The organism is Nocardioides faecalis, assembly GCF_018388425.1.
Classification (GTDB): domain Bacteria; phylum Actinomycetota; class Actinomycetes; order Propionibacteriales; family Nocardioidaceae; genus Nocardioides; species Nocardioides faecalis.
Map to the genome: position 1 here is coordinate 404,269 of NZ_CP074406.1, position 23,333 is coordinate 427,601.

Consider the following 23,333-nt stretch of genomic DNA (forward strand, 5'->3'; position numbering starts at 1 on the left):
ATGAACAACCTTGTGACGTGTGAGGAGCGTGCTGATGTTCGAGCGGTTCACTGACCGAGCCCGCAGGGTGGTCGTGCTGGCCCAGGAAGAGGCCCGCATGCTCTCCCACAACTACATCGGGACCGAGCACATCCTGCTCGGTCTCATCCACGAGGGCGAGGGAGTCGCCGCCAAGGCGCTGGAGTCGCTCGACATCTCGCTCGAGGCCGTGCGCGCTCAGGTCGAGGAGATCATCGGTCAGGGCCAGCAGGCCCCGTCCGGCCACATCCCCTTCACGCCGCGGGCCAAGAAGGTCCTCGAGCTGTCCCTGCGCGAGGCGCTGCAGCTGGGCCACTCCTACATCGGCACCGAGCACATCCTGCTCGGCCTGATCCGTGAGGGCGAGGGCGTCGCCGCCCAGGTGCTGCAGAAGCTCGGTGCCGACCTGAACCGGGTCCGCCAGCAGGTCATCCAGCTGCTCTCGGGCTTCCAGGGCAAGGAGAGCGGCTCGACCGCGTCGGCCTCGGGCAGCACGTCCGGCTCGGACGCGCCGTCGTCGTCGCTGGTCCTCGACCAGTTCGGCCGCAACCTCACCCAGGACGCCCGCGAGGGCAAGCTCGACCCGATCATCGGCCGAAGCGCCCAGATCGAGCGGGTCATGCAGGTGCTCTCGCGCCGCACCAAGAACAACCCGGTCCTGATCGGCGAGCCGGGCGTCGGCAAGACGTCCATCGTCGAGGGCCTGGCCCAGGACATCGTCAAGGGCGATGTGCCCGAGACGCTGAAGGACAAGCAGATCTACACCCTGGACCTGGGTGCCCTGGTCGCCGGCTCGCGCTACCGCGGTGACTTCGAGGAGCGCCTGAAGAAGGTCCTCAAGGAGATCCGCACCCGCGGCGACATCGTTCTGTTCATCGACGAGATCCACACCCTCGTCGGGGCCGGCGCGGCCGAGGGCGCGATCGACGCCGCCAGCATCCTCAAGCCGATGCTGGCCCGCGGCGAGCTGCAGACCATCGGTGCGACCACCCTCGACGAGTACCGCAAATACCTCGAGAAGGACGCCGCGCTGGAGCGCCGCTTCCAGCCGATCCAGGTGCCCGAGCCGTCGATCGCCGACACGATCGAGATGCTCAAGGGCATCCGGGACCGTTACGAGGCGCACCACCGGGTGACCATCACCGACGAGGCGCTGGTCTCCGCGGCCACCCTGGCCGACCGCTACATCTCCGACCGCTTCCTGCCCGACAAGGCGATCGACCTCATCGACGAGGCCGGCTCGCGGCTGCGCATCCGCCGGATGACGGCCCCGGCCGACCTGCGCGAGTACGACGACAAGATCGCCGAGGTCCGCAAGCGCAAGGAGGCCGCGATCGACGGCCAGGACTTCGAGGCCGCGGCGCGCCTGCGCGACGAGGAGAAGCAGCTCATCCTGGCCAAGTCGGACCGCGAGAAGCAGTGGCGCTCCGGTGACATGGACGAGGTCGCGGAGGTCGACGAGGAGCTGATCGCCGAGGTGCTGGCGGTCGCGACCGGCATCCCGATCGTGAAGCTCTCCGAGGAGGAGTCGACCCGACTGCTCAAGATGGAGGACGAGCTGCACAAGCGCGTCATCGGCCAGGACGAGGCCGTCAGGGCGCTGTCCCGGGCGATCCGTCGTACCCGCGCCGGCCTGAAGGACCCGAAGCGTCCCGGTGGCTCGTTCATCTTCGCCGGCCCCTCGGGCGTCGGTAAGACGTGGCTGTCCAAGACGCTGGCGGAGTTCCTGTTCGGCGACGAGGACGCGCTGATCCAGCTCGACATGAGCGAGTTCTCCGAGAAGCACACCGTCTCCCGCCTCTTCGGCTCGCCTCCGGGCTACGTCGGCTACGAGGAGGGCGGCCAGCTGACCGAGAAGGTGCGCCGCAAGCCGTTCTCGGTGGTGCTGTTCGACGAGGTCGAGAAGGCCCACCCGGACATCTTCAACTCGCTGCTGCAGATCCTGGAGGAAGGTCGCCTGACCGACTCCCAGGGCCGGGTCGTGGACTTCAAGAACACCGTGATCATCATGACCACGAACCTCGGTACCCGCGACATCAACAAGTCCGTGAACCTGGGCTTCCAGCAGGCCGGTGACGCCGGCTCGTACGACCGGATGAAGAGCAAGGTGGCCGACGAGCTCAAGCAGCACTTCCGCCCCGAGTTCCTCAACCGCGTCGACGAGATCATCGTCTTCCCGCCGCTGTCGCAACAGCAGATCGTGGCGATGGTGGACAACATGATCGCCGGCGTCGAGCTGCGGCTCAAGGACCGCGACATGCAGCTGGAGCTCACCTCGGCGGCGAAGAAGCTGCTCGCCGAGCGCGGGTTCGACCCGGTCCTCGGTGCCCGGCCGCTGCGCCGCACGATCCAGCGCGAGATCGAGGACGTGCTCGCCGAGAAGATGCTGTACGGCGAGGTCGGCCCCGGCCAGATCGTGCTCGTCGACGTCGAGGGTGCCGGCCCGGCCGCGACCTTCACGTTCGCCGGGCAGAAGGTCGGCGCGCTGCCGGACATGCCGCCGCTGGAGACCGTCGGCGAGGGCGGCGACGGCGAGGGTGAGCGCCCCGCCGGCGACTGACGTCGTCCTGCACTGACCGGGACCCGGTCCGCCTCGGCGGGCCGGGTCCCGGCGTTTTCGCCCAGGTCCGCCCCGGTGCCGCTCGGGTGGCTCAGGGCAGGGCGTAGCGGCCCTCGTCGGTGAGCACCGCCAGGCCGTCGGCCAGCAGCGAGGCCAGCGCCCGCTCGCGCTGCACGTCGTCGTCCCACACGACGTCGAGGCGGGCCTTGTCGACCGAGCCCTCGGTCTCGCGCAGCACGGCCAGCAACCGGCCCCGGCACTGCCGGTCGGTGCCGGCGTAGGTCTGCACCCGCCGCGGCGGGCCGTCGTACGACGGCGCGCCGGCCAGCTGCCAGGCGCAGGCGTCGCGCACGGGGCACTGCTCGCAGCGGGGTCGTTCCGCGACGCAGACCAGGGCGCCGAGCTCCATCACGGCCACCGACCAGGTCGCGGCCGTCGGCGGGTCCGCCGGCAGCAGGGCGGCGCCGAGGTCCCGCTCGGCGCGGGTCAGGCTGCGCGGGGGCAGCTCGGTGCCAGTGACGGTGCGGGCCAGCACCCGGCGCACGTTGGTGTCCAGCACGACCTGGCGCTGGCCGAACGCGAAGGCCGCGACGGCGGCGGCGGTGTACTCGCCGACCCCGGGCAGGGCGAGCAGCGCGGCGTGGTCGGCCGGCACCTCACCGCCGTGCTCGGTGGTGATCGCCACGGCCGCCGCGTGCAGCCGCAGCGCGCGGCGCGGGTAGCCGAGCCGGCCCCACGCGCGCACCGCCTCCCCGGAGGGCTCGGCGGCCAGCGCCGCCGGGGTGGGCCAGCGCTGCAGCCACGCCTCGTGCACCGCCAGCACCCGCGAGACCGGGGTCTGCTGCAGCATCAGCTCGCTGACCAGCACCGACCACGGCGTGGCCTCGGGCCGGCGCCAGGGCAGGTCGCGGGCGTGCTCGTCGTACCAGTCGAGGATCGGGGCCACCAGGTCCCGCTGGACGTCCTGCTCGGGCGTGGGCAGGGGCGCTCGGGTGCTCGTCGTCATCGCCCGCCCATTGTGACTTCGACCGCCCTCGGCGGGGCAGCCGGGATCGGCGATCCGGCGTGGCTAGCGTCGGCCCCATGTCGTCGAAGTCCCAGCGCCGACCCGGCGCAGGCCGAACCCAGGGCTCGAGCGGTGACCGGGGCCGGCTGCGGACGACCCGCGGCCCGCTGCCGCCCGGCGTCTACTGGCGTCGCCGCGCCTTCGTGCTCGGCGTGGCCTTCTCCCTCGTCTTCGTGATCGCCCGCTGGCTGACCGCCGGCTCGGACGGCTCGGACGACGGCCGCTCGGTGGCCGTGGAGCAGGCCGGTGCCCGCGTCTCCGCCACCGGCACCGTGACCGCGGGTCAGACAGAGGCCGCGGCCGGTGAGGGGAGTCCCGGAGCGACCGGCGCGGACGCCTCCGCGTCGCCCACCGCCCCGGTCACGCCGACCCTGGCCGCGCCGCAGGGCGAGTGCGACCCCGCCGACATCGTGGTCACCCCCGCGGTCGCCAAGGGCGCCGAGGCCGGTCACGACGTCGCCCTCACGCTGTCCCTGCAGACGCAGCGGAGCGAGGCCTGCACCTGGAAGGTCACCTCGAAGACCGTCGTGGTGCGGGTCGCCCGCCCCGGCGGCAAGGCGCTGTGGACCACCCTGCAGTGCGGCCGGGTGGTGCCGCGGCAGTCGGTGGTGCTGCGCAACGCCGTGGCCACTGAGGTCGCGCTGACCTGGAACGCGCGCAAGTCCGACGCCCGGTGCAGCAAGCGCACGGACTGGTTGCTGCCCGGCGACTACACGATCGCGGCCGCGGCGCTGGGCGGCGAGCCCACCGAGACCGAGTTCGCCCTGGCCAAGCCGGCGCCGCGCACGGTCACGGTGACCGAGAAGCCCCGCAACACCGAGAAGACGAAGAAGCCCAAGAAGCCGGTCAACTGACGCCCAGGGCGCCCAGGGCGCCCAGGGCGCCGGGGCGCTCAGACGTAGCGCTCGAGGATGGTGGACTCGGCGAGCCGGCTCAGGCCCTCGCGCACGCTGCGGGCGCGCAGCTCGCCGACGCCCTCGACGGCCTGCAGGTCGTCGATGCCGGCCGACAGCAGCTTCTGCAGGGTGCCGAAGTGGTCCACCAGGCCCTCCACGACGTTGCTGGGCAGGCGCGGGACCTTGGTGAGCAACCGGTAGCCGCGGGGCGCGACGGCGCCGTCGAGGTGCTCACCCGCGCCGATTCCGAGGACCTTGGCCACGGCCGAGGGGTCCACCAGGTCGGTGGCGGAGAGCCCTTCGAGCTTCGCGAGCAGCTCGTCGGGCTCCCGGCTGCGGCGGCGCGAGGGCACGTAGTCGCGGATCACCAGCTCGCGCTCGGTGTCCACGCCGGTGATGAGCTCCTCGAGCTGGAGCGCGAGCAGCCGGCCGTCGGTGCCGAGCTCGAGCACGTAGTCCTCGATCTCGCGGGCGATGCGGGTGACCATCTCCAGTCGCTGCGCGACCACGGCCACGTCGCGGACGGTGACCAGGTCCTCGATCTCCAGCGCCGAGAGGGTGCTGGAGACCTCGTCGAGGCGCAGCTTGTAGCGCTCCAGGGTGGCCAGGGCCTGGTTGGCGCGGGACAGGATCTGCCCGGAGTCCTCGAGCACGTGGCGGGTGTGGCCGACGTAGGCGGCGATGATCTGCATCGACTGCGACACCGAGATCACCGGGAATCCGGTCTGCTTGGCGACCCGCTCGGCGGTGCGGTGCCGGGTGCCGGTCTCCTCGGAGGGGATCGAGTGGTCGGGCATCAGGTGCACCGCGGCCCGGATGATCCGGGTGACGCCGTTGTCCACGATGATCGCGCCGTCCATCTTCGCCAGCTCGCGCAGGCCGGTGGCGGTGAAGGGCACGTCCAGCTCGAACCCGCCGGTGCACAGGGTCTCGACCAGCTTGTCCTGCCCGAGCACGATCAGGGCGCCGGTGCGTCCGCGCAGGATCCGCTCCAGGCCGTCGCGCAGCGGGGTGCCGGGAGCGATCCGGGCGAGCACCTCGCGCAGCCGCGGGTCGGCAGACGTGATCATGCGGTCTTCCTCCCGGGATCCGGCGTGCAGGGCGCTGTGGGGTCCGGCGCGTGGCGCGGATGCTCGTACCTTATCCGCGCCGCCCCGGCGCCTGCGTCCGATATCCGCCCGGAGGCTGTTCGGCGTCGTTCGGGAGGCGGCCCGTGCGGCCCGGTCAGGGCCGGTCCACGCCGTCGACCACCTCGAGCGCGTGCTTGGTGCGCCGGTCCAGGTGCAGCAGGCGCAGCGCGGTGGCGACGTCGGGGGACTCCACCACCCGCATGCCCTCGACCATCCGGTCGGTGTGGGTCCGGCGCACCCCCTGGGCGGTGCCCGGGTCGGCGGGCACCACGGCCATCGCAAAGCCCAGCCGCGCCGCCTCGGCGAGACGCTGCGGCAGGTCGCGCACCCGGCGCAGCTCGCCGGACAGCCCGATCTCGCCCATCGCCACCACGCCGGCCGGCGGCGCGCTGACGAAGGTGGCCGAGGCGAGCGCGACCGCCACCGCCAGGTCGCTGCCCGGGTCGGTGAGCCGGGCGCCGCCGACGGTGGAGGCGAACACGTCGTGGGCGTGCAGTCGCACCCCGCAGTGCTGCTGCAGCACGGCGAGGATCATCGCCAGCCGGTTGCCGTCGATCCCGGACGTCGTACGGCGGGGGCGCTCGTTGGGGGAGAGGGTGACCAGGGACTGCACCTCGGCCAGCAGCGGCCGGCGGCCCTCCATGGTCACCGCCACGCACGTGCCCGGCACCCGGCCGTGGTGGCGCTCGGTGAAGATCCCGGTGGGGTCCTCCACCGCGGTGATCCCGGTGGGACCCAGGTCGAAGCAGCCGACCTCGTCGACCGGGCCGAACCGGTTCTTCACCGCACGCAGCATCCGGAACCGGGAGTCGCGGTCGCCCTCGAAGTGCAGCACCACGTCGACGAGGTGCTCCAGGACGCGAGGGCCGGCGATGCCGCCGTCCTTGGTGACGTGGCCGACCAGCACGACGGTGATGTCACGGCTCTTGGCCACCCGGACCAGCGCCTGGGCGACCTCCTTGACCTGGGTGACCCCGCCCGGGACCCCGTCCACGCCGGAGGCGCTGATGGTCTGCACGGAGTCCAGGACGACCATCGTGGGCCGCACCTGCTCGATGTGGGACAGCACCGCACCGAGGTCCGTCTCGGCGGCGAGGTAGAGCTCGTCGTGCACCGCCGAGGTGCGGTCGGCGCGCAGCCGGACCTGGGCGGCGGACTCCTCGCCGGTGACGTAGAGGGTGCGCTGGCGGCGCTGCGCCGTGCGGGCGGCGACCTCCAGCAGCAGGGTGGACTTGCCGACGCCGGGCTCACCGGCCAGCAGCACGGCGGCGCCGGGCACCAGCCCGCCGCCGAGCACCCGGTCGAGCTCGGGCACCCCGGAGCGGTGGTGCACGGCGGCGTCCGCGCTGACCTGCCCGATCGGGACGGCGGGCGAGGTCACCGGGGCGGCGGAGGTGCGGGAGGTGGGCCCGGCCGCGGCGCTCGTGGCCTCCGCCACCGAGCCCCATGCCTGGCACTCACCGCAGCGCCCCACCCATTTCGCCGTCTCCCAGCCGCACTCAGCGCAGCGGTAAGTCGAACGTGTTTTCGAACCGGCCATGGCGCAGACGTTAGGGCACGGGGCCGACGGAACCTGCGCCGACACCCGGGACGAGGGCGGGTGCGTGGGAGGATCGCGGCGTGGAGACTCCTCGGACGCCGGCCACCCTCGCCGACGTCGCCGAGCGCGCGGGGGTGTCGCGGCAGACCGTGTCGAACGCGATCAACAACCCCGACCTGCTCCGGCCGGACACGCTGAGCCGGGTGCGGGCGGTGATCGCCGAGCTCGGCTACACCCCCAACCAGGCCGCCCGCCAGCTGCGCACCCGCTCCTCGCGGCTGATCGGGCTGCGACTGGGCCCGGCGCAGGAGTTCACCGCGAACATGGCTATGGACCGCTTCGTGCGCAGCCTCGTCGAGGCCGCCGGCCAGGTCGGCCACCAGGTGCTGCTCTTCTCCGGCGGCCCGGTCGCCGAGGGCGAGCGGCCCGACCCGCTCGCCGGGTACGACGACCTCGTCCGCTCCACCGCGGTGGACGCGTTCGTGGTCACCGACACCTACCTCGGCAACCCGCAGACGATCGGGCTGACCCGCCGCGGCGCACCCTTCGTCGCCTTCGGCCGCCCCTGGGACGACCCGCACGCCGCCCACCCCTGGGTCGATGTCGACGGCGCGGCCGGGGTGCGGGCCGCCACCGAGCACGTGCACCGGCGCGGACACCGGCGGATCGCGTGGATCGGGTGGCCGCCCGGCTCGCCGATCGGGGATGACCGCCGCGCCGGCTGGCACCGCGCGATGTCCGAGCACGGGTTGTCCACCGCCGGGCTGGAGGCGGCCGTCGAGGACACCGTGGACGCCGGCCGCAGTGCAGCGGCGGCCCTGCTCGACGACACCGGTGGCGGGAGCGGTGGCGGGAGCGGTGGCGGGAGCGGGGAGGGCGCCCCCACCGCCTTCGTCTGCGCCTCGGACACGCTGGCGGTCGGGGTGCTGGCCGAGCTCGACGCCCGCGGGCTGGCCGTCGGCGGGAGCGCCGCCGACGGGATGGGGGTCGTCGGGTTCGACGACTCCCAGGTCGCACAGGTGCTGGGGCTGACCTCGGTGCGCCAGCCGCTGGAGCAGGTCGCCGTCGCGCTCGTCGAGGCGCTCACGGCGCTGCTGGGCTCCACGACCGTCGAGCCGAGCGGGGTGCTGCTGACGCCGACGCTCGCGGTGCGTCGTACCTGAGGGTGGCGGGCCGGAGGGTGCCGGGCCCGGGACCGACGGGGCTGCTCAGCCCAGGATGAGCCCGGAGCCGCCGGCGGGGCTCCGCGCCCCAAGCGGATTTGTCGAGAATCCGCCGAGATCCGACAAATCCGCTTGGGAGGCGGAACGCCGTACGCCGTCTGGCCGGGTGCGGCTCCACAGGCAGACCGCGTAGTCGACCTCCAGCCCGGTGTGGTGGGACAGCGCCTCCTCGGCGACCGCGGGAGGCAGCTCGATCCGGACGACTGCCTCGAGGTCGGCGCGGCGCTCGAAGCGCCAGCCCATGTCGACGCGGTCCAGCGTCCAGCCGCGGGAGGACCAGAAGCGCTCGGTCTGTGCGGGCGGGTCGAGGTGGGCGAAGCCGCGCCGGAACCAGGCGCCGAAGGTGGACCGGGAGGGGTCGTTGTCGATGATCAGGGCCGTGCCGCCGGGGCGCAGCACCCGGTCGATCTCGGCGAGGCCGGGCTCGCAGCCGCGGCCGAAGAAGTAGGCCCAGCGGGCGTGGACGACGTCCACGCTGGCATCGGGCAGCGGCACGTCCTGGGCGGTGCCGGCCAGCACCTCGGCGCCGGACACCCCGCGGGCGCGCAGCCGGCGTCGGGCCAGCCCGACCAGGCCGGGGTGCGGCTCGACGCCGATCACCCGGGCCGCGGTAGCGGCGAAGCGGGGCAGGTGGAAGCCGGTGCCGCAGCCGAGGTCGAGGACGGTGCGCCCCGTCCAGTCCGCCCGCCGCTCCATCGCCGCCCACAGGCGGCCGTCGGGGTCGGCGGCGTTGTTCTCGATCTCGTACGTCGCGGTGTGCCGCCAGATGTTGGGGCTCTCCACCGCACCCGGCAGCGGCCGGGCGCTCACGTGCGTGCTCAGATCCGGACGGTGCCGTTCGGCGTGAGGACCTGTGCGGCGAGGATGCCCGGGGTGCCGTGCGGGGCCACCCAGTCGACCTTCACGTCCTCCAGAGGCGCTTCGACGCTCTCGCCGAGCCACTCGCTGACCCGCTGCGGGTCGCCGGCGATCTCGATGCCGGCCAGGGAGACCGAGCCGTCGGCGCCGGAGGAGGGGTGCAGGTCCGCCGAGGTCTCCCACTCGAGGAAGAACGGCAGCTGCGGGTCGGCGATCAGGCCGTTGATGCCGATCTGCTTCCAGCGCAGCGCGGTGCCGTCGGGGCGGTGCCGCGAACCGGGGGCGGCCTTGCGGCCCAGCCGCTCCTCGACCACGGAGATGTCGGGCACGGCCACGGCCCAGCCGAGCCAGCCGCCGCCGAGGGCGGAGCGGGCCCGGACGGCCTGCCCGAACGGCGCCTTGTCGGAGGCGGGGTGGTCGAGGACCTCGACGATCTCGAGGTAGGTCCCGTCGGCGAGCGGCAGGATCATGTTGCGGGTGCCGAAGCGCGGGTGCACTCCGCCGTCGGTGAACTCCTGGCCCAGGGCGGCGCCGAGGCGCGCTGCGGTGCCCTCGAGTCCGTCGGGACCGGCTGCGTAGGAGAGGTGGTCGAGGCGCATGTCAGACATTCTGAGCATGCGCTGAGAAACGGGGTCCGGCGGGGTCGTGGTCTCTTGACGTCGAGAGTTGGAGCGGCGGGGTCAGTGCGGGTCGGCGGGGTGCAGCGCGAGCGCCGAGCGGGAGCGCAGGTGCGCCTCGCAGTGCACCGCCAGGGCGTCGTACGCCGCGCGGCCGATCAGCGCGACCAGCTCCGGCTCGTTGGTGACGTAGAGCGGCTCCATCGCGACGTGCGCCTCGGTGTTCCCCGAGCAGTACCAGTCCAGGTCGTGCCCGCCGGGCCCCCAGCCGCGGCGGTCGTACTCGGTGATGGTGACCTCGGTGTAGCTGGTGCCGTCCATCCGCTCCACGTCGCGGAAGGTGCGCCGGATCGGCAGCTGCCAGCACACGTCGGGCTTGGTCTCCAGTGGGTTGCGACCCAGCGCCAGCGCCAGCGAGTGCAGCGCGCACCCCGCGCCGCCCGCGCCACCGTCCGTGCCACCGTCCGTGCCACCGTCCGTGCCACCGTCCGAGCCGCCCGCGGGGGCGAAGTCCTCACGGTTGGCGAACACGCACGCCTGCTGGCCGGCGACGATGTGCGTGCGCGTCTTGCGCTCGCCGTCGTCGTCCTTGCCCACCCAGTCCTTGCGGCGCACCGGGCGACCGGGGTGGAACTGCCAGAGTTCGGGGGTGAGCTGGTCGACGAACGTGGCCACCCGCTCCTCGTCGTCACGGTCGGCGAAGTGCGCCCCCAGCGTGCAGCAGCCGACGTCGGGGGCGTCGGCGTAGATGCCGGCACAGCCGCCGCCGAAGATGCAGGTGTACGACGACGTCAGCCACGTCAGGTCGCAGCGCAACACCTCGGTCTCGTCGGCGGGATTGGTGAACTCCACCCAGGCGCGGGGGAAGTCGAGCGGGACCTCGGGCACCGCCTCAATGTAGGCCAGGAACCCCGGGGTCGCCTGGACCGGCTAGTACCGTGGACGCATGCGCTTGGGCGTGCTCGACATCGGCTCCAACACCGGCCACCTGCTGGTCGTCGACGCTCACGGCGGCTCCGCCCCGATGCCGGCCTACTCCTACAAGGAGCCGCTGCGGCTGGCCGAGCACCTGGACGAGGCGGGCGACGTCTCCGCCACCGGCATCGACGCGCTGACCACCTTCACCGGGCACGCCCTCGCGGTCGCCGAGGAGAAGGGCTGCGAGGAGCTGCTGGGTTTCGCCACCTCCGCGGTGCGCGACGCCGGGAACTCCGAGCAGGTGCTGGACCACGTCGCCGAGCGCACCGGCGTGCGGATCGCGGTGCTGCCCGGCGAGGACGAGGCCCGGCTCACGTTCCTGGCGGTACGACGCTGGTTCGGCTGGTCCGCGGGTCGGCTCGCCGTCTTCGACATCGGCGGCGGCTCGCTGGAGATCGCCGCCGGCACCGACGAGCGGCCCGACGTCGCCTGGTCGTTGCCGCTCGGCGCGGCCCGGCTGGCGCGCAGCGAGTTCGTCGCACGCCCCGACGAGGAGCACCTGCGCGCCGTACGTCGCCGGATCCGCACGGAGATCGCGCGCGACGCCGGCCACCTGCTGCGTGTCGGCACCACCCATCGCGCCGCGGCCACGTCCAAGACGTTCCGCTCCCTGGCTCGGATCTGCGGTGCCGCCTCCTCGGACGAGGGGCCGTTGGTGGCCCGGATGCTCCCGCTGACGGAGCTGCGCGGCTGGATCCCCAAGCTCGTCGAGATGACGCCCGAGGAGGTCGCCGGGCTGCCCGGGGTCTCGCCGAGCCGCAGCCACCAGATCCTGCCCGGTGCGCTCGTCGCCGAGGCGTGCATGGACATCTTCGACCTCGCCGAGCTCGAGATCTGCCCGTGGGCGCTGCGCGAGGGCGTGATCCTGGAGCGGATCGACAAGCTCAGCGTCACCGAAGGGGCGTGAGGGCCGTGTCCCGGCCCGCGACCGGCCCCGACGACGGAGCCCGCCCCCGGATCGGGCTGTCCACCAGCTCGGTCTACCCCGAGTCCACGGCGCACGCCTTCGGCTACGCCGCCGCGCTCGGCTACGAGGCGGTCGAGGTGATGGTCGGCATCGACTCGCTGTCCCAGCAGTCAGGTGCGGTGCGTCAGCTCGCGGACTACCACGGGCTGCCGGTCAGTGCGGTGCACGCGCCCTGCCTGCTGTTCACCCAGGCGGTGTGGGGCGTCGAGCCCTGGGGCAAGCTCGAGCGGTCCGCGGCCATGGCGCAGGAGGTCGGGGCCGCGGTGGTCGTCGTGCACCCGCCGTTCCGCTGGCAGCGCGAGTACGCCCGAGACTTCGTCAACGGCATCGCCGCGCTGGAGGAGTCGACCGGCATCGCCTTCGCGGTGGAGAACATGTATCCCTGGCGCGCCTCGCGGCGCCGGTTGGCGATGTACCTGCCCGGCTGGGACCCCTCGGGGGAGTCCTACGCCAACACCACCATCGACCTCTCCCACGCCGCGATCGCGCACGACGACCCGGTCGCCATGGCGCAGCGGCTGGGTCCCCGGCTGCGCCACGTGCACCTCACCGACGGCACCGGCTCCGGCCGGGACGAGCACCTCGTGCCCGGGCGCGGCACCACCGGCGCGAGGGAGTTCCTGGAGCACCTGGCCGCGACCGGGTTCGGCGGCGAGGTGGTGCTGGAGATCAACACCCGCCGCTGCTCCACCCGCGAGGAGCGCGAGGCGGACCTGGCCGAGTCCCTGGCGTTCGCCCGCGAGCACCTCGCCCGCTCGGTGCACGACCCCGCGGGCGCGGCACGGTCGGACCCGTCCGCCTGACCCGCCTGCCCCGGCCGCCTGCCCGAACGGTCGACTGAGTCGCGCGGGGGTGGCGACTGGCGGAGCGACCGGGGAACCTGAGACTGTTCTTGGTGTCCTTGACCTCCAGGAAGTGAGCGCGCAGACGATGAACGAGACCCGGCGGACTGCAGTGATCGGTGCCGGCGTGATGGGGGAGACCCTGCTGTCCGGCCTGATCCGTTCCGGACGAGCGGCCGACGACCTGGTCGTGGTCGAGAAGCGGCCCGAGCGGGCCGTCGAGCTCGCCGAGCGGTACGGCGTCACGGTCTTCGACGACCTGGCCGCGGCCGCGGCCGCCGACACCCTGCTGCTGGTGGTCAAGCCGCAGGACGTGCCGGCGGTGCTGGGCGAGCTCGGCCCGGCGCTGCGCCCCGGCCAGCTGGTCGTGTCGCTGGCCGCCGGCCTCACCACCGCGCGGCTGGAGTCCCTGCTCCCCGCCGGGGTCGCCGTGGTCCGGGTGATGCCGAACACGCCCGCCCTGGTGGGCAAAGGGGTCGCCGCCCTCTCCGCCGGCAGCGCCTGCGAGGAGTCCCACCTCGCCGAGGCCGAGGCCCTGCTCGCCGCGGTCGGCGCGGTCGTCCGTGTCCCGGAGAGCCAGCAGGACGCGGTCACCGCCGTCTCCGGCTCCGGTCCTGCCTACGTCTTCCTCGTCGCCGAGGCGATGATCGAGGCCGGCGTGCATCTCGGCCTGCCCCGCCCCACCGCGCGCGAGCTGGCGGTGCAGACCCTGGTCGGCGCGGCCGAGATGCTGAGCGAGACCGGCGAGCACCCGGCCGTCCTGCGCGAGCAGGTCACCTCGCCCGCCGGCACCACCGCCGCCGCCGTGCGCAAGCTGGAGGACCACGGCGTGCGCGCCGCGTTCCTGGCCGCCATGGAGGCCTGCCGCGACCGTTCGGTCGAGCTCGGCGGCTAGACCGAGCCCGCGGTTCGGTGGTCGGTCAGGCCGAGCGCCTGACGGACCAGCGCAGCTCGTCCAGGCCGCGCAGCACCCGCACCCCGTGCGGCACCGGCGTGGCGTCGTACTGCCCGGGGCGGCGCAGCAGCCGGGCGTGCAGTCCGGCGGCCTGCGCGCCGAGGACGTCGTGGCGCAGCGAGTCGCCGACCATCAGGGTCGTCTCGGGGCTCACGCCCAGCCCGCGGCAGGCGGCCTCGTAGGCACGCCGGTCGGGCTTGGCGGCGGGCAGTGCGGAGGAGGCGAACACCGCTACGTCCGGGTACAGCAGACCGGTGCGGCGCAGCTTCTCGCTCTGCACGGCGTGCTCGCCGTTGGTGAGCACGCCGACCCGCAGCCCGGCGCCCAGCGCTGCCTCGATGCTCGCGGCGGCGTCGGCGAAGGCGCGCCACGCGGAGCGGTAGCAGTCGAGGAAGCCGCCGTACACCTCGTCGGCGAGGGCGTCGTCGGCGAGGTCCCAGCCGGGCAGGAACGCCCGGACCCGCGCCCGGCGGTGCTCGGTGTAGCTCAGCTCGCGGCGCTGGGCGCGGGGGTAGTGCCGCGCCTCGAGGGTGAACCAGCGCTCCACGAGCGCCTCTGTCTCGGCGGTGTCGCCGCCCAGCCCGAGCCCCGCCAGCCAGCCGCGCAGCCCTCGCTCGGCGGCGCCCCGGTGGTCGACCAGGGTGTCGTCCAGGTCGAGGAGGAGCGCCCGGAACGTCATGGGCGAGGAGTCTGCCAGGGGGCTCCGACGGCCCGGAGGGCGCCGCCGTACCGGCGCCTGGGGCCCAAGGGTCAAGCCGACACGCCGGAATCGCGGAAGTTCACAGATGAAAACTCTTCCCCATCAGTCACATCTGGCCCTATTGTCACGCACATAGGCGTCCGTGCCTCCGCCGCTGGGGAAGAGCGGCGACGGACGCGCAGAAAGCGTGGTTGTCATGGCTCCATCGTCGCGAGAGCGCACCGAGTCCCTGCCCGACCCCAAGTTCCTCACGATCGCCGAGGTCGCGGCCGTGATGCGGGTGTCGAAGATGACCGTCTACCGCCTGGTCCACAACGGCGACCTGCCGGCGGTGCGGGTGGGACGGTCCTTCCGGGTCACCGAGGAGGACGTCGACGAGTACCTCCGCAAGTCGTTCTACTCGGCTGGGTAGGCGAGGAGGTCTCGGCGCACCGCGGGGTGGGCACTGCCTTCAACACCGCCTTCGGGCCCGTCGACGGACGCTGATTCCCCGTCTCAGGCCCACCCCGATAGGCTGACGCGTGCTCCGGGGCATGCCCGGAGGTTCGAGTGTTCCGTCGGGCGAAGCCGCCCGGTGCTCTGGAGAGGTTCCACGTGGGTTCTGTCATCAAGAAGCGTCGCAAGCGCATGGCGAAGAAGAAGCACCGCAAGCTGCTGAAGAAGACGCGCGTCCAGCGTCGCAAGCTCGGAAAGTGACACAGCCGCCGAGGTGATCACCCGGCGCGCGTGAGCGCGCCGGCCTGAACCGAGGGAGTGGGTCGGATGGGTGCCGGTCGCACAGTCCTTGTCACCGGGGTCTCCCGGGACCTGGGTCGTACGTTCGCGCGCTCGCTCGCAGCCGACCCCGGCGTCGACCGGGTGATCGGCGTCGACGTCATCCCTCCCCGCGGCGACCTCGGTGATGTCACGTTCGTCCGCGCCGACATCCGCACCCCGGTGATCGCCAAGGTGATCGCCAAGGAGGACGTCGACACGGTCGTCCACATGAGTGTCATCGCGACTCCCGGCTCCGCCGGCGGTCGCGGCACCATGAAGGAGCTCAACGTCATCGGGACGATGCAGCTCCTCGCGGCGTGCCAGAAGTCCGAGCAGGTGCGTCGTCTGGTCGTGAAGTCCTCGACGATCGCGTACGGCGCCAGCAGCCGCGACCCGGCGATGTTCACCGAGGAGATGCAGCCGCGGCGTCCTGCGCGCACCGGCTACGCCAAGGACGTCATCGAGGTCGAGGGCTACGTCCGCGGCTTCGGTCGTCGGCGACCCGACGTGCAGGTGGCCCTGCTGCGCTGCGCGAACGTGATCGGCCCGCGCATCGTCAGCCCGCTGACGTCGTACCTGCGCCTGCCGGTGATCCCCACCGTGCTCGGCTTCGACCCGCGCATGCAGTTCCTGCACGAGTCGGACCTGTACCGCGTGTTGCAGCACGCGGTGCTCAGCGACGTCGCGGGCACCTTCAACGTCGCCGGCGACGGGCCGCTCATGCTGAGCCAGACGCTGCGCCGGATGGGCCGCCCCAGCGTCCCGGTGCCGGGCATCGCCTTCGGCGGCCTCGGCGCGGCGCTCAAGTCGGCGCGCCTGGCCGACCTGTCCCCGGAGCTCGTCGCGTTCCTGACCTACGGGCGAGGCGTCGACACGACCCGGATGCGCACCGTGCTCGGTTTCGAGCCGCGCATGAGCACCGCCGAGGCGCTCCACGAATTCGTCGAGACCCTGCCGCCGGCGCCCAGGCGCTCCGAGCGGGTCCTGGCGGCGCTGGCCGATCGGCTCCCTGCGGTGGACGCCGACGGAGAGGTTCCCGCATCCGAACGCCGCTCGCCGCGGCTGAGCGTGGCTGGAGGCGACAGTGGCTGACGCTGACATCATCCCGATCGGGACCCGCGGCAAGCCCGGACGCGGCACGGGCAAGCGTCCCTCCGCCGCCGCGCGGGACCTGGCCGGCAAGCAGCCCGGCAAACGGGCCACGCAGCCCGACGAGCAGCCCGACGAGCAGCCCGACGAGCAGCCCGCCGAGCAGCCCGGAGCGGAGGCCGACGCCGTGCCCACGCCCGACGAGGCCGCCGTCGAACCGGCCGCGCCCCGGACGGCTGAGCCCACTGGCGAGCAGACGGTGCCCGGCGCGCCGTTCGGTGCCGTCCCCGAGGAGCCGGCCCGCCCCGCCGCGACCACCCGCGACCGGTCGGCCTCCCCGCTGGTCGGGATCCCCACCGCGGACTGGCTCGCTGCCTTCCAGCACGCCGCCCGCGAGCTCTTCGGCGACGCCTGGGAGCCGCAGCTCGCCCGCTTCCTGGCGTTCCTGCGGCGCCGGGTCACCGGTGACTACGTCGTCGACGAGTACGGGTTCGACGCCGAGATCACCACCCGGTTCTTCATCGCCGCGCTGCGCCCGATCGCGGACAAGTGGTTCCGCATCGAGGTCCGCGGAGCGGAGAACATCCCCAGCGAGGGCGGCGCGCTGGTCGTGTCCAACCACTCCGGCACCATCCCGGTCGACGGGCTGATGACGCTGGCCGCGGTCTACGACCACACCGGCCGCCACCTGCGCCCGCTCGGCGCCGACCTGGTCTTCCGGATCCCCGTCGTCGGCGCCATGGCCCGCAAGGGCGGCGCCACCTTGGCCTGCAACGAGGACGCGGAGCGGATGCTGCGCGACGGCGAGCTCGTCGCGGTGTGGCCGGAGGGCTTCAAGGGCATCGGCAAGCCGTTCTCCGAGCGCTACAAGCTGCAGCGCTTCGGCCGCGGCGGCTTCGTCTCCGCCGCACTTCGTACCGGCGTACCGATCGTGCCGCTCTCGGTGGTCGGTGCGGAGGAGATCTACCCGCTCGTCGGGAACGTCCCCGCGCTGGCCCGCCTGCTCGGGGTGCCCTACATCCCGATCACTCCGTTCTTCCCGCTGCTCGGGCCGCTCGGCCTCGTGCCGCTGCCCTCGAAGTGGCTGCTGGAGTTCGGCGAGCCCGTGCGCACCGACGAGTACGAGGAGGGGGCGGCCGAGGACCCGATGCTGGTCTTCAACGTCACCGACCAGGTCCGCGAGTCCATCCAGCAGACCCTCTACCGGCTGCTCATGCAGCGGCAGTCGGTCTTCAAGTAGGTCGCGCTCCGCTCACGCGCGCACGACGCCGCGCACAGGATGCGCGGTCAACTGGGTCAGCGCGGTCAGCGTGGGGTGAGGCCGAGGCCGCCGAGCAGTCCGCCGACACCGTCGACGAGGGTGCCGACGAGGCCGCCTTCGTTGTCGGTGGTGCCGGACCCACCGGTCCCGCCCGTGCCGCCGGTGCTTCCGGAGCTCCCCTTGCTGCCGGAGCCGCCGGACTTCTCGCCCGTCACGCCCTTGGTGACGTTGTTGAGCTTCTCGCCGACCGCGCCGCCGATCGAGGGCGGGCGTTCGCCGGGCTGTGCCGGGTCGCTGGGAGCGGGGCTCGGCTGCTGCGTGGGCGAGGTCTGAGAGGTGGGCGCGTCGGTCGCCTCACCGCCGCGGGGCTGCTTCTGCTGCTCGGGGGTCGCCGGCTTGCGGCCGGGCACGGTGACCGAGGCGACCTTCGGCACGTCGCCGCTGAGCACGGCGCTGAGCTGGCGGGTGGCGATCTCGGGGAGCTCGGCGATGTCCTCGTCGGCACAGGCGGGGCAGGTCTCCCAGGCGGCGACGTCGATCTGCCGCACGGTCTGGGTGGCGGTGACCAGGATCGGTCGGCTGCCCTCGGGCACGAGCGGGGTGAGCGCGCTGAGCACGTCCATGCTGCTCGTGGTGAAGGCCCGCAGGTCCGCGATGCGCTGCGGGTCCCGGTGGGTGACGTAGTCCTCGAGGGCGAAGTCGGCGGCCTGGTTCGTCTGGTCGGTGAAGTCCTGCAGCGCCTTGGAGACGGCGTCGGGGCCGGCCTCGCGGGCGACAAGCCGCTTCGCCTCGTCCAGTCGCGCCTCGGCGTGGTCGATGAGGCTCTCCGCCTTGGCGCCCTGGTCCCCGCGCAGGTTGGTCTGGGCGTTCTCGATCGCCCGCTTGACCGGGTAGAGCACGTCGCCGGGCAGCGAGCCCTGCGAGGCCATCGCCATCGAGCCGGACGCCGAGACGACGGCGAACCCGCCGACCAGCGCGGCCAGGCGACGCTCACGGCTGCCGCGACGCTGGCGCGGCGTCAGCCGGGCGGCAAGGGCCTCCTCGGCGCGCGCGGGCTCGCGCTCGGCGGCGGCGACCAGCTGCGCGCGCAGCGAGGTAACGAACTCCGGCCGGGCGGCGGGGGCGGGGACCGCGCGCATCGCGGCGACCAGCTCCAGCAGCTCCTGCTGCCGCTCGTCGGGGGTGCCCCCTCCGGCGAGGAGGACGTCGAACTCCTCCGCGCTCCGCGACCCCGGGTTCCCGCGCATCACCATGTCCGTCCTCGCCCGAGCAGGGCGTCGTTGCCCCGCATGTCGTGTGAACGGGTCAACGAGGGGTCGGTCCCGGTGGTTACGGACCGATGAGCCAGGGCCACATAGCCCGGATTGCTCATCTCAGGCCCTCCGGCATCAGCTTCGCGAGGTTCCGTACGCCGCGCAGCTGCAGCTGCTTGATGGCGCCGTCGCTGCGGCCGAGGGCGGCTGCGGTCTCGGCGATGCTCATCCCCTGCAGGAAGCGCATGACCAGGCAGTCGCGCTGCTCGTTGGGCAGCTTGGTCAGAGACTGCAGCAGGACCTCGTTGGTGAGCCCGGCCAGGACCGCGTTCTCCGGGCCCTCCGTGGTGTCATCGTGCTGACCCATGTCATCGGTGGTCAGCTCCAGGCGCGTGCGGCCGGCCTTGAAGTGGTCCGTGGCCAGGTTGCGCGCGATCGTCATCAGCCAGGCGCCGAAGTCCTTGCCCTGCCAGCGGAACGAGGACATGTTGCGCAGCGCGCGGAAGAAGGTCTCCGAGCACAGGTCCTCGGCCACCACGACCGAGCGGGTGCGGTAGTAGAGGAAGCGGTAGACCGAGGGCTGGTAGTGGTCGTAGAGCTGCCCGAACGCCTCGGCGTCGCCGCCGCGGGCGAGCTCGACGAGCCCGATGAGCCGCTCGCGTGCCTCGGGGGAGTCCTCCGAGGAGGCGGCCAGCGTGGCGTCGCCGTACCCGCCCTGCTCCCGGCCGCGGTCGAAGTCCTCGCCGCCGAGCTCGCTGGTCGCCTCGCTGAGCAGCCAGCCGAAGCCGTCGCGCCGTGCCGGACGCGCTGGGCCGGCGGCGGCGCCGGCCAGGGCGAGGCTGGGTGCGCAGGTGGGAGGGGTCAGCACGGAGAGCACGGCGGCACGCAGGGCCTCCAGGCCGCGCGCAGTGCTCGTCTCCCCGGACATGGACCGTCCCTCCCTCTCCCGGCCGGTCATCCTACGGTGAAACTCTTTCGTTTGTTACCCGAAAGTTGCCGAGAGCAGTCCTGGCGGGGAAGCGACGAGGCGTGCGGGGGCGTGCCGGGGTTGAGGTCGGCTCAGGGCAGGTGCCGGCGCACCTGGTGCCGTACGACGCTGCCGGCGACCGCCGCGCCCACGGTCGCCGAACCGGCGATGAGCCCCACCCGGGCGGCCTTGCGGCCGGTGCGGTAGTCGTGCACCCGCCAACCGTGCTCGCGGGCATGGGCACGCAGCCTGGCGTCGGGGTTGATCGCACAGGGGTCGCCGACGAGGCTGAGCATCGGCAGGTCGTTGGCGGAGTCGCTGTAGGCCGAGCAGGCGGCGAGATCCAGGCCCTCCCGCTGGGCCAGTGCATGCACGGCCACCGCCTTCGCGGGCCCGTGCAGCATCTCGCCGACGAGCCTGCCGGTGTAGACGCCCTCGACGTGCTCGGCGACGGTGCCCAGGGCACCGGTCAGGCCGAGGCGGCGCGCGATCAGGCTGGCGATCTCGATCGGGGCGGCGGTCACCAGCCACACCCGCTGGCCCTGGTCCAGGTGCATCTGCGCCAGCGCCCGTGAGCCCGGCCAGATCCGGTGCGCCATCGCCTCGTCGAAGATCTCCTCGCCCAGCTCCTCCAGCTCGGTGACCGTGTGCCCGGCGATGAAGGCCAGCGCGGAGTTGCGCGCCTCCGCGACGTGCTCGGGGTCCTCCACCCCGGCGACGCGGAAGTAGGCCTGCTTCCAGGCCGCACCCATGATGTCGCGGGTGGTGAAGAACTTGCGCCGGTAGAGCCCGCGCGCCAGGTGGAAGATGCTCGCGCCCTGCATCACCGTGTTGTCGACGTCGAAGAACGCCGCCGAAGTGGCGTCCGCGGGCAGCGCGAGCGCGTTCTCCACCTCGGCCGCCGCGGCCGCGGCCTCGCCGGCGAGCCGGGAGCGTCGTTGCAGGTTGGGCCGGTGCGAACGGTCCGGGGGCGTCATGCGCCAACTCTAGGGAGCCGGGGCGCGCCGCGACCAGGGAACGGCGGACAGGTGCCGCGCACTACGATCGATCCCATGGCAGACGTCGTGGACCCCGGCCAGCAGGGCGCCCCCCGGGTCACCCTGTACGGCCGGCCGGGCTGTCACCTGTGCGACGACGCACGCGCCGTCATCGAGGCGGTCTGCGCCGAGCTGGGGGAGAGCTGGACCGAGGTCTCGATCGACGACGACCCGCAGCTCGCCGACCGCTTCGCCAACGAGATCCCGGTGACCTTCGTCGACGGCCGCCAGCACGACTTCTGGCGCGTCGACCCGGTGCGCCTGCGCCGAGCCCTCACCGGCTGAGGCCTCCGCGTCCACAGCCGGCGAGCGCCGGGTGAAGGTGGGCCGCACGGTTCCGAGGCGGTCCCGAGGGGAGCCGTCGTACGCCGCCGCGCGGCCACTATCCTCGTGCGCACCATGGCTTCCGACCTTCTCCCGGCGCGCTCGCGGGCGCGCCTGCTGCGTCGCGTCCTGGCCGGGGTCGCGGTGCTCGGGGTCCTGGCCGTGCTCGGGCTCAGCCACTCCTTCGGCCGCGCGGTCCCGACCGGCAACTACCGGCCGCCGCTGCCGCCCGCCGCGCTGTCCACCGGCTGCTTCCCGCTCCCGGGCGACGCCCGGCTCGACCTTCCCCATCAGGTCCGCTGGGACGGAGACGTCGAGACCGCCACCGGCGTGCGCCGCGAGCTGCGCGGGCAGTACGACCTCCTCGACCGCGACGAGGCGCTCGCCGAGATCGTCGCCGCCTTCGCCGCCGTGGGCTTCACCGAGCGCTCGCGCACCGACGACGGCGAGACGGTGAGCGTCGAGCTCGGTGACGGCACCCAGCGGGTCGGGCTACGGCTGGCGGCGCTGCCTGACACCGATGCGGAGACGCTGGTGCGCGGATCGTTCGTGCTCGACCTGCCGGTGGTGGCGGCCGCCTCGGACGACCCCGTCTGCGCGGACCCGAAGTCGACCAAGCGCTGGGGAGACAGGAGGCTGCCGCGGTGAGCCGTTCTCCGCTCGACGAGTCGACCACCGCGTCCGGCGCCCCGGCCAAAGACGCCGCCGGCGACTCCGCCGCCACCCCGGACGCTGGTACGACGGGGGCCTGGTTCGTGCGCGGGCGCCGGCTGCCACCGCCGATGGTGCTGCTCGGCTGGCTGGTCGTGGCGCACGTCGTGCTCAAGGCGCTGGTCTACCTCCTCGTCGTCGACTCCCCGCCGCACGGCGACGAGTCGGCCTACCTCAACGCGGCGATGGCCCTGTCCAACGGGGTGCGCGACCTGTTCGCCCTCAACGGGCCCGACGTCGCCGAGCTGGACCGCAACGTGGTCGCCTCCGGCTGGTTCATGCCCGGGATGGCGATCGTCGCCGCGCCGCTCTACGTGGTGTTCCCCGACGCCGACATCGCGTTGGTGCGCGCCTACCTCGGCCTCGTCAACCTCGCCCTGTGGCTGGTCGTGCTGCGCCAGGTGGTGCGCACCCTGGGGCCGCGCTGGGCCGTCGTGCTCGCGATCTTCCCGGGCCTGGTGCCGATGTGGGTGATGTTCACCTTCGGCGCCTGGGGCGACCTGAATGCCGGCGCGCTCCTGCTCCTCCTGCTGCTGCGGCTCGTGGAGATGTTCCGCGGCATGCGGGCCGGCCGCGGGCCAGGGGTGCGCGAGGGGCTGGTGATCGGGCTGCTCTCGATCGTCATCCTCTACCTGCGCTCCAGCACGGCGGTGCTGCTCGCCGGCCTCGGCGTGGTGACGCTCGTCGCCGCCGTCGTCCTGCTGCGCGGCCGGGTCCGGCTGCGCGCGATCGGCGCCGCGCTCGTCGCGGCCGCGGTGTTCGGCGTCCTGCTGGCGCCGTGGTCGGCGTACGCCTCGCACGTGCTGGGCGCCCGGGTGCTCACCACGACCACGGTGCCCACCGTCAAGGCCAACACGTTCGGCGAGCGGGACCAGGTCTGCTTCGGCGAGTGTGACCCCGACAGCACGCTGTGGTTCCGGCCGGTGCGCTACGCCCGGGAGGTCGCGCGCGCCACCGGCACCAGCGAGGTCGAGGTGCTGGGACAGATGTCCGACCACGCGCTGCGCGACCTCACGCCCGGGCACTACCTGGACCAGGTGGCGCACAACCTCGCCGCCTACAGCCTGATCCCGGCCGTCTTCGTCAACCACGTGGTGCCCGAGGGCGGTCGCGGCCCGGTGGGCGAGGTCGGTGGCTGGGCGGCGCAGCTGGGCACCTGGCTGCTGTACTACCCGGTCCTGCTGCTGAGCGCGGCCTCCCTGCTCTCCGTCGCCCGGCGCAGCCTGGAGGCGCGCATGCTCGACGTGCTGGTGAAGCTGTGCCTGGGCGGGCTGCTGGTGCAACCGTTCGTGCACGTCGCCGGCGGGCGGTACTGGACCACGGCCGCGCCCTTCTTCGGCCTGGCCGCCGCGATGTACCTGCGTGGGCGTCAGCTGCGGCGTGCCCCGGCGGCCACCGCCCCGACACCGGCGGCCGACCTGGTCGCGGTGCGGTGGCTCAACCGGATCCAGGTGTCGCTGGCCGTGGCCACCGCGCTGGTGGCCCTCGCGCTCGCCGTCTCCGTCCTCGTCTTCTGGTGACCCTGCGAGTGGTGCAGTGCACCCGGGGCGCACCCGACGGCGCCCGCGGTGACTAGAGTTCCGGA

23 protein-coding genes are annotated in these 23,333 nt (G+C 73.3%); 13 read left to right on the forward strand and 10 right to left on the reverse strand.

Annotation, left to right across the window (positions count from 1 at the left end; genetic code table 11):
• The first annotated feature begins 34 nt into the window (after positions 1-34).
• Complete coding sequence (locus tag KG111_RS01790) at positions 35-2,578, forward strand: ATP-dependent Clp protease ATP-binding subunit (RefSeq protein ID WP_205292372.1); 2,544 nt, start codon at positions 35-37, stop codon at positions 2,576-2,578.
• 91 nt (positions 2,579-2,669) lie between these two features.
• Here the strand turns inward: KG111_RS01790 and KG111_RS01795 are convergent, their stop codons facing one another.
• On the reverse strand, positions 2,670-3,584 hold the full coding sequence (locus tag KG111_RS01795) for an HhH-GPD family protein (RefSeq protein WP_205292373.1): 915 nt from the start codon (positions 3,582-3,584) through the stop codon (positions 2,670-2,672).
• 77 nt (positions 3,585-3,661) lie between these two features.
• On the opposite strand from KG111_RS01795, the gene KG111_RS01800 reads away from it, so the two are divergent.
• The gene (locus KG111_RS01800; RefSeq protein WP_205292374.1) at positions 3,662-4,498 is read left to right on the forward strand and encodes a hypothetical protein; all 837 of its coding nucleotides are present in this window, start codon (positions 3,662-3,664) and stop codon (positions 4,496-4,498) included.
• A gap of 38 nt (positions 4,499-4,536) precedes the next feature.
• Here the strand turns inward: KG111_RS01800 and disA are convergent, their stop codons facing one another.
• Entirely contained in the window at positions 4,537-5,610 is a 1,074-nt protein-coding gene (gene disA, locus KG111_RS01805; protein ID WP_205292375.1) for a DNA integrity scanning diadenylate cyclase DisA, read from the reverse strand.
• Positions 5,611-5,764: 154 nt separating this feature from the next.
• Positions 5,765-7,210, reverse strand: coding sequence for a DNA repair protein RadA (gene radA, locus KG111_RS01810; protein WP_205292376.1), 1,446 nt, complete (start codon positions 7,208-7,210; stop codon positions 5,765-5,767).
• A gap of 80 nt (positions 7,211-7,290) precedes the next feature.
• Here radA and KG111_RS01815 point away from each other — a divergent pair, with 80 nt between their 5' ends.
• Positions 7,291-8,373, forward strand: a complete 1,083-nt coding sequence (locus KG111_RS01815) for a LacI family DNA-binding transcriptional regulator (protein ID WP_205292377.1) — start codon at positions 7,291-7,293, stop codon at positions 8,371-8,373.
• 45 nt (positions 8,374-8,418) lie between these two features.
• Here the strand turns inward: KG111_RS01815 and KG111_RS01820 are convergent, their stop codons facing one another.
• From KG111_RS01820 to KG111_RS01830, 3 genes are all read right to left on the reverse strand, one after another.
• Positions 8,419-9,243: a class I SAM-dependent methyltransferase gene (locus tag KG111_RS01820; RefSeq protein WP_249666259.1), complete on the reverse strand. Its 825-nt coding sequence runs from the start codon at positions 9,241-9,243 to the stop codon at positions 8,419-8,421.
• Positions 9,244-9,251: 8 nt separating this feature from the next.
• Positions 9,252-9,890, reverse strand: coding sequence for a VOC family protein (locus KG111_RS01825; protein WP_205292378.1), 639 nt, complete (start codon positions 9,888-9,890; stop codon positions 9,252-9,254).
• Between the two features lie 81 nt (positions 9,891-9,971).
• On the reverse strand, positions 9,972-10,796 hold the full coding sequence (locus KG111_RS01830; RefSeq protein WP_205292379.1) for a DUF3109 family protein: 825 nt from the start codon (positions 10,794-10,796) through the stop codon (positions 9,972-9,974).
• 58 nt (positions 10,797-10,854) lie between these two features.
• Here KG111_RS01830 and KG111_RS01835 point away from each other — a divergent pair, with 58 nt between their 5' ends.
• From KG111_RS01835 to proC, 3 genes are all read left to right on the forward strand, one after another.
• Positions 10,855-11,793 carry a Ppx/GppA family phosphatase gene (locus KG111_RS01835; protein WP_205292380.1) on the forward strand — a complete coding sequence of 313 codons (939 nt, stop codon included), beginning with the start codon at positions 10,855-10,857 and terminating at the stop codon, positions 11,791-11,793.
• Positions 11,790-12,656, forward strand: a complete 867-nt coding sequence (locus KG111_RS01840) for a sugar phosphate isomerase/epimerase family protein (RefSeq protein WP_249666260.1) — start codon at positions 11,790-11,792, stop codon at positions 12,654-12,656. The genes KG111_RS01835 and KG111_RS01840 overlap by 4 nt, the downstream gene beginning before the upstream one ends.
• A gap of 127 nt (positions 12,657-12,783) precedes the next feature.
• A complete protein-coding gene (gene proC / locus KG111_RS01845) occupies positions 12,784-13,590 on the forward strand; it encodes a pyrroline-5-carboxylate reductase (protein WP_205292434.1) in 807 nt (268 codons plus the stop codon).
• A gap of 25 nt (positions 13,591-13,615) precedes the next feature.
• On the opposite strand, the gene KG111_RS01850 is transcribed toward proC, so the two are convergent.
• Positions 13,616-14,329 carry an HAD family hydrolase gene (locus tag KG111_RS01850; protein WP_205292381.1) on the reverse strand — a complete coding sequence of 238 codons (714 nt, stop codon included), beginning with the start codon at positions 14,327-14,329 and terminating at the stop codon, positions 13,616-13,618.
• Between the two features lie 217 nt (positions 14,330-14,546).
• On the opposite strand from KG111_RS01850, the gene KG111_RS01855 reads away from it, so the two are divergent.
• The 4 genes from KG111_RS01855 (at position 14,547) to KG111_RS01870 (ending at position 17,435) form a co-directional block, all read left to right on the forward strand.
• Positions 14,547-14,762 carry a helix-turn-helix domain-containing protein gene (locus KG111_RS01855; protein WP_205292382.1) on the forward strand — a complete coding sequence of 72 codons (216 nt, stop codon included), beginning with the start codon at positions 14,547-14,549 and terminating at the stop codon, positions 14,760-14,762.
• Positions 14,763-14,944: 182 nt separating this feature from the next.
• Complete coding sequence (locus tag KG111_RS01860; protein WP_008356322.1) at positions 14,945-15,046, forward strand: 30S ribosomal protein bS22; 102 nt, start codon at positions 14,945-14,947, stop codon at positions 15,044-15,046.
• Between the two features lie 66 nt (positions 15,047-15,112).
• Entirely contained in the window at positions 15,113-16,198 is a 1,086-nt protein-coding gene (locus KG111_RS01865; RefSeq protein ID WP_205292383.1) for an NAD-dependent epimerase/dehydratase family protein, read from the forward strand.
• Entirely contained in the window at positions 16,191-17,435 is a 1,245-nt protein-coding gene (locus KG111_RS01870; protein ID WP_205292384.1) for a lysophospholipid acyltransferase family protein, read from the forward strand. Before KG111_RS01865 ends, KG111_RS01870 begins: the two co-directional genes overlap by 8 nt.
• A 65-nt stretch (positions 17,436-17,500) precedes the next feature.
• On the opposite strand, the gene KG111_RS18425 is transcribed toward KG111_RS01870, so the two are convergent.
• From KG111_RS18425 to KG111_RS01885, 3 genes are all read right to left on the reverse strand, one after another.
• The gene (locus KG111_RS18425; RefSeq protein WP_205292385.1) at positions 17,501-18,709 is read right to left on the reverse strand and encodes a DUF5667 domain-containing protein; all 1,209 of its coding nucleotides are present in this window, start codon (positions 18,707-18,709) and stop codon (positions 17,501-17,503) included.
• 115 nt (positions 18,710-18,824) lie between these two features.
• A complete protein-coding gene (locus tag KG111_RS01880) occupies positions 18,825-19,637 on the reverse strand; it encodes a sigma-70 family RNA polymerase sigma factor (RefSeq protein WP_205292386.1) in 813 nt (270 codons plus the stop codon).
• A gap of 131 nt (positions 19,638-19,768) precedes the next feature.
• Positions 19,769-20,653, reverse strand: a complete 885-nt coding sequence (locus tag KG111_RS01885; RefSeq protein ID WP_205292387.1) for an HAD family hydrolase — start codon at positions 20,651-20,653, stop codon at positions 19,769-19,771.
• Positions 20,654-20,728: 75 nt separating this feature from the next.
• Here KG111_RS01885 and KG111_RS01890 point away from each other — a divergent pair, with 75 nt between their 5' ends.
• The 3 genes from KG111_RS01890 (at position 20,729) to KG111_RS01900 (ending at position 23,268) form a co-directional block, all read left to right on the forward strand.
• Positions 20,729-20,998 (forward strand): glutaredoxin family protein, encoded by a 270-nt coding sequence (locus KG111_RS01890; RefSeq protein ID WP_205292388.1) that lies wholly within the window; start codon positions 20,729-20,731, stop codon positions 20,996-20,998.
• A gap of 114 nt (positions 20,999-21,112) precedes the next feature.
• Positions 21,113-21,685, forward strand: a complete 573-nt coding sequence (locus KG111_RS01895; RefSeq protein ID WP_205292389.1) for a hypothetical protein — start codon at positions 21,113-21,115, stop codon at positions 21,683-21,685.
• Positions 21,682-23,268 carry a hypothetical protein gene (locus KG111_RS01900; RefSeq protein WP_205292390.1) on the forward strand — a complete coding sequence of 529 codons (1,587 nt, stop codon included), beginning with the start codon at positions 21,682-21,684 and terminating at the stop codon, positions 23,266-23,268. Before KG111_RS01895 ends, KG111_RS01900 begins: the two co-directional genes overlap by 4 nt.
• Positions 23,269-23,333: the final 65 nt, after the last annotated feature.

What these genes read in the sequence shown, in the direction of transcription:
- KG111_RS01790 (WP_205292372.1), top strand. Translation starts at nt 35, where the DNA reads ATGTTCGAGCGGTTCACTGACCGAGCCCGCAGGGTGGTCGTGCTGGCC.
- KG111_RS01795 (WP_205292373.1), bottom strand. Translation starts at nt 3,584, where the DNA reads ATGACGACGAGCACCCGAGCGCCCCTGCCCACGCCCGAGCAGGACGTC.
- KG111_RS01800 (WP_205292374.1), top strand. Translation starts at nt 3,662, where the DNA reads ATGTCGTCGAAGTCCCAGCGCCGACCCGGCGCAGGCCGAACCCAGGGC.
- disA (WP_205292375.1), bottom strand. Translation starts at nt 5,610, where the DNA reads ATGATCACGTCTGCCGACCCGCGGCTGCGCGAGGTGCTCGCCCGGATC.
- radA (WP_205292376.1), bottom strand. Translation starts at nt 7,210, where the DNA reads ATGGCCGGTTCGAAAACACGTTCGACTTACCGCTGCGCTGAGTGCGGC.
- KG111_RS01825 (WP_205292378.1), bottom strand. Translation starts at nt 9,890, where the DNA reads ATGCGCCTCGACCACCTCTCCTACGCAGCCGGTCCCGACGGACTCGAG.
- KG111_RS01835 (WP_205292380.1), top strand. Translation starts at nt 10,855, where the DNA reads ATGCGCTTGGGCGTGCTCGACATCGGCTCCAACACCGGCCACCTGCTG.
- proC (WP_205292434.1), top strand. Translation starts at nt 12,784, where the DNA reads ATGAACGAGACCCGGCGGACTGCAGTGATCGGTGCCGGCGTGATGGGG.
- KG111_RS01850 (WP_205292381.1), bottom strand. Translation starts at nt 14,329, where the DNA reads ATGACGTTCCGGGCGCTCCTCCTCGACCTGGACGACACCCTGGTCGAC.
- KG111_RS01855 (WP_205292382.1), top strand. Translation starts at nt 14,547, where the DNA reads ATGGCTCCATCGTCGCGAGAGCGCACCGAGTCCCTGCCCGACCCCAAG.
- KG111_RS01865 (WP_205292383.1), top strand. Translation starts at nt 15,113, where the DNA reads ATGGGTGCCGGTCGCACAGTCCTTGTCACCGGGGTCTCCCGGGACCTG.
- KG111_RS18425 (WP_205292385.1), bottom strand. Translation starts at nt 18,709, where the DNA reads ATGGTGATGCGCGGGAACCCGGGGTCGCGGAGCGCGGAGGAGTTCGAC.
- KG111_RS01880 (WP_205292386.1), bottom strand. Translation starts at nt 19,637, where the DNA reads ATGTCCGGGGAGACGAGCACTGCGCGCGGCCTGGAGGCCCTGCGTGCC.
- KG111_RS01885 (WP_205292387.1), bottom strand. Translation starts at nt 20,653, where the DNA reads ATGACGCCCCCGGACCGTTCGCACCGGCCCAACCTGCAACGACGCTCC.
- KG111_RS01890 (WP_205292388.1), top strand. Translation starts at nt 20,729, where the DNA reads ATGGCAGACGTCGTGGACCCCGGCCAGCAGGGCGCCCCCCGGGTCACC.
- KG111_RS01895 (WP_205292389.1), top strand. Translation starts at nt 21,113, where the DNA reads ATGGCTTCCGACCTTCTCCCGGCGCGCTCGCGGGCGCGCCTGCTGCGT.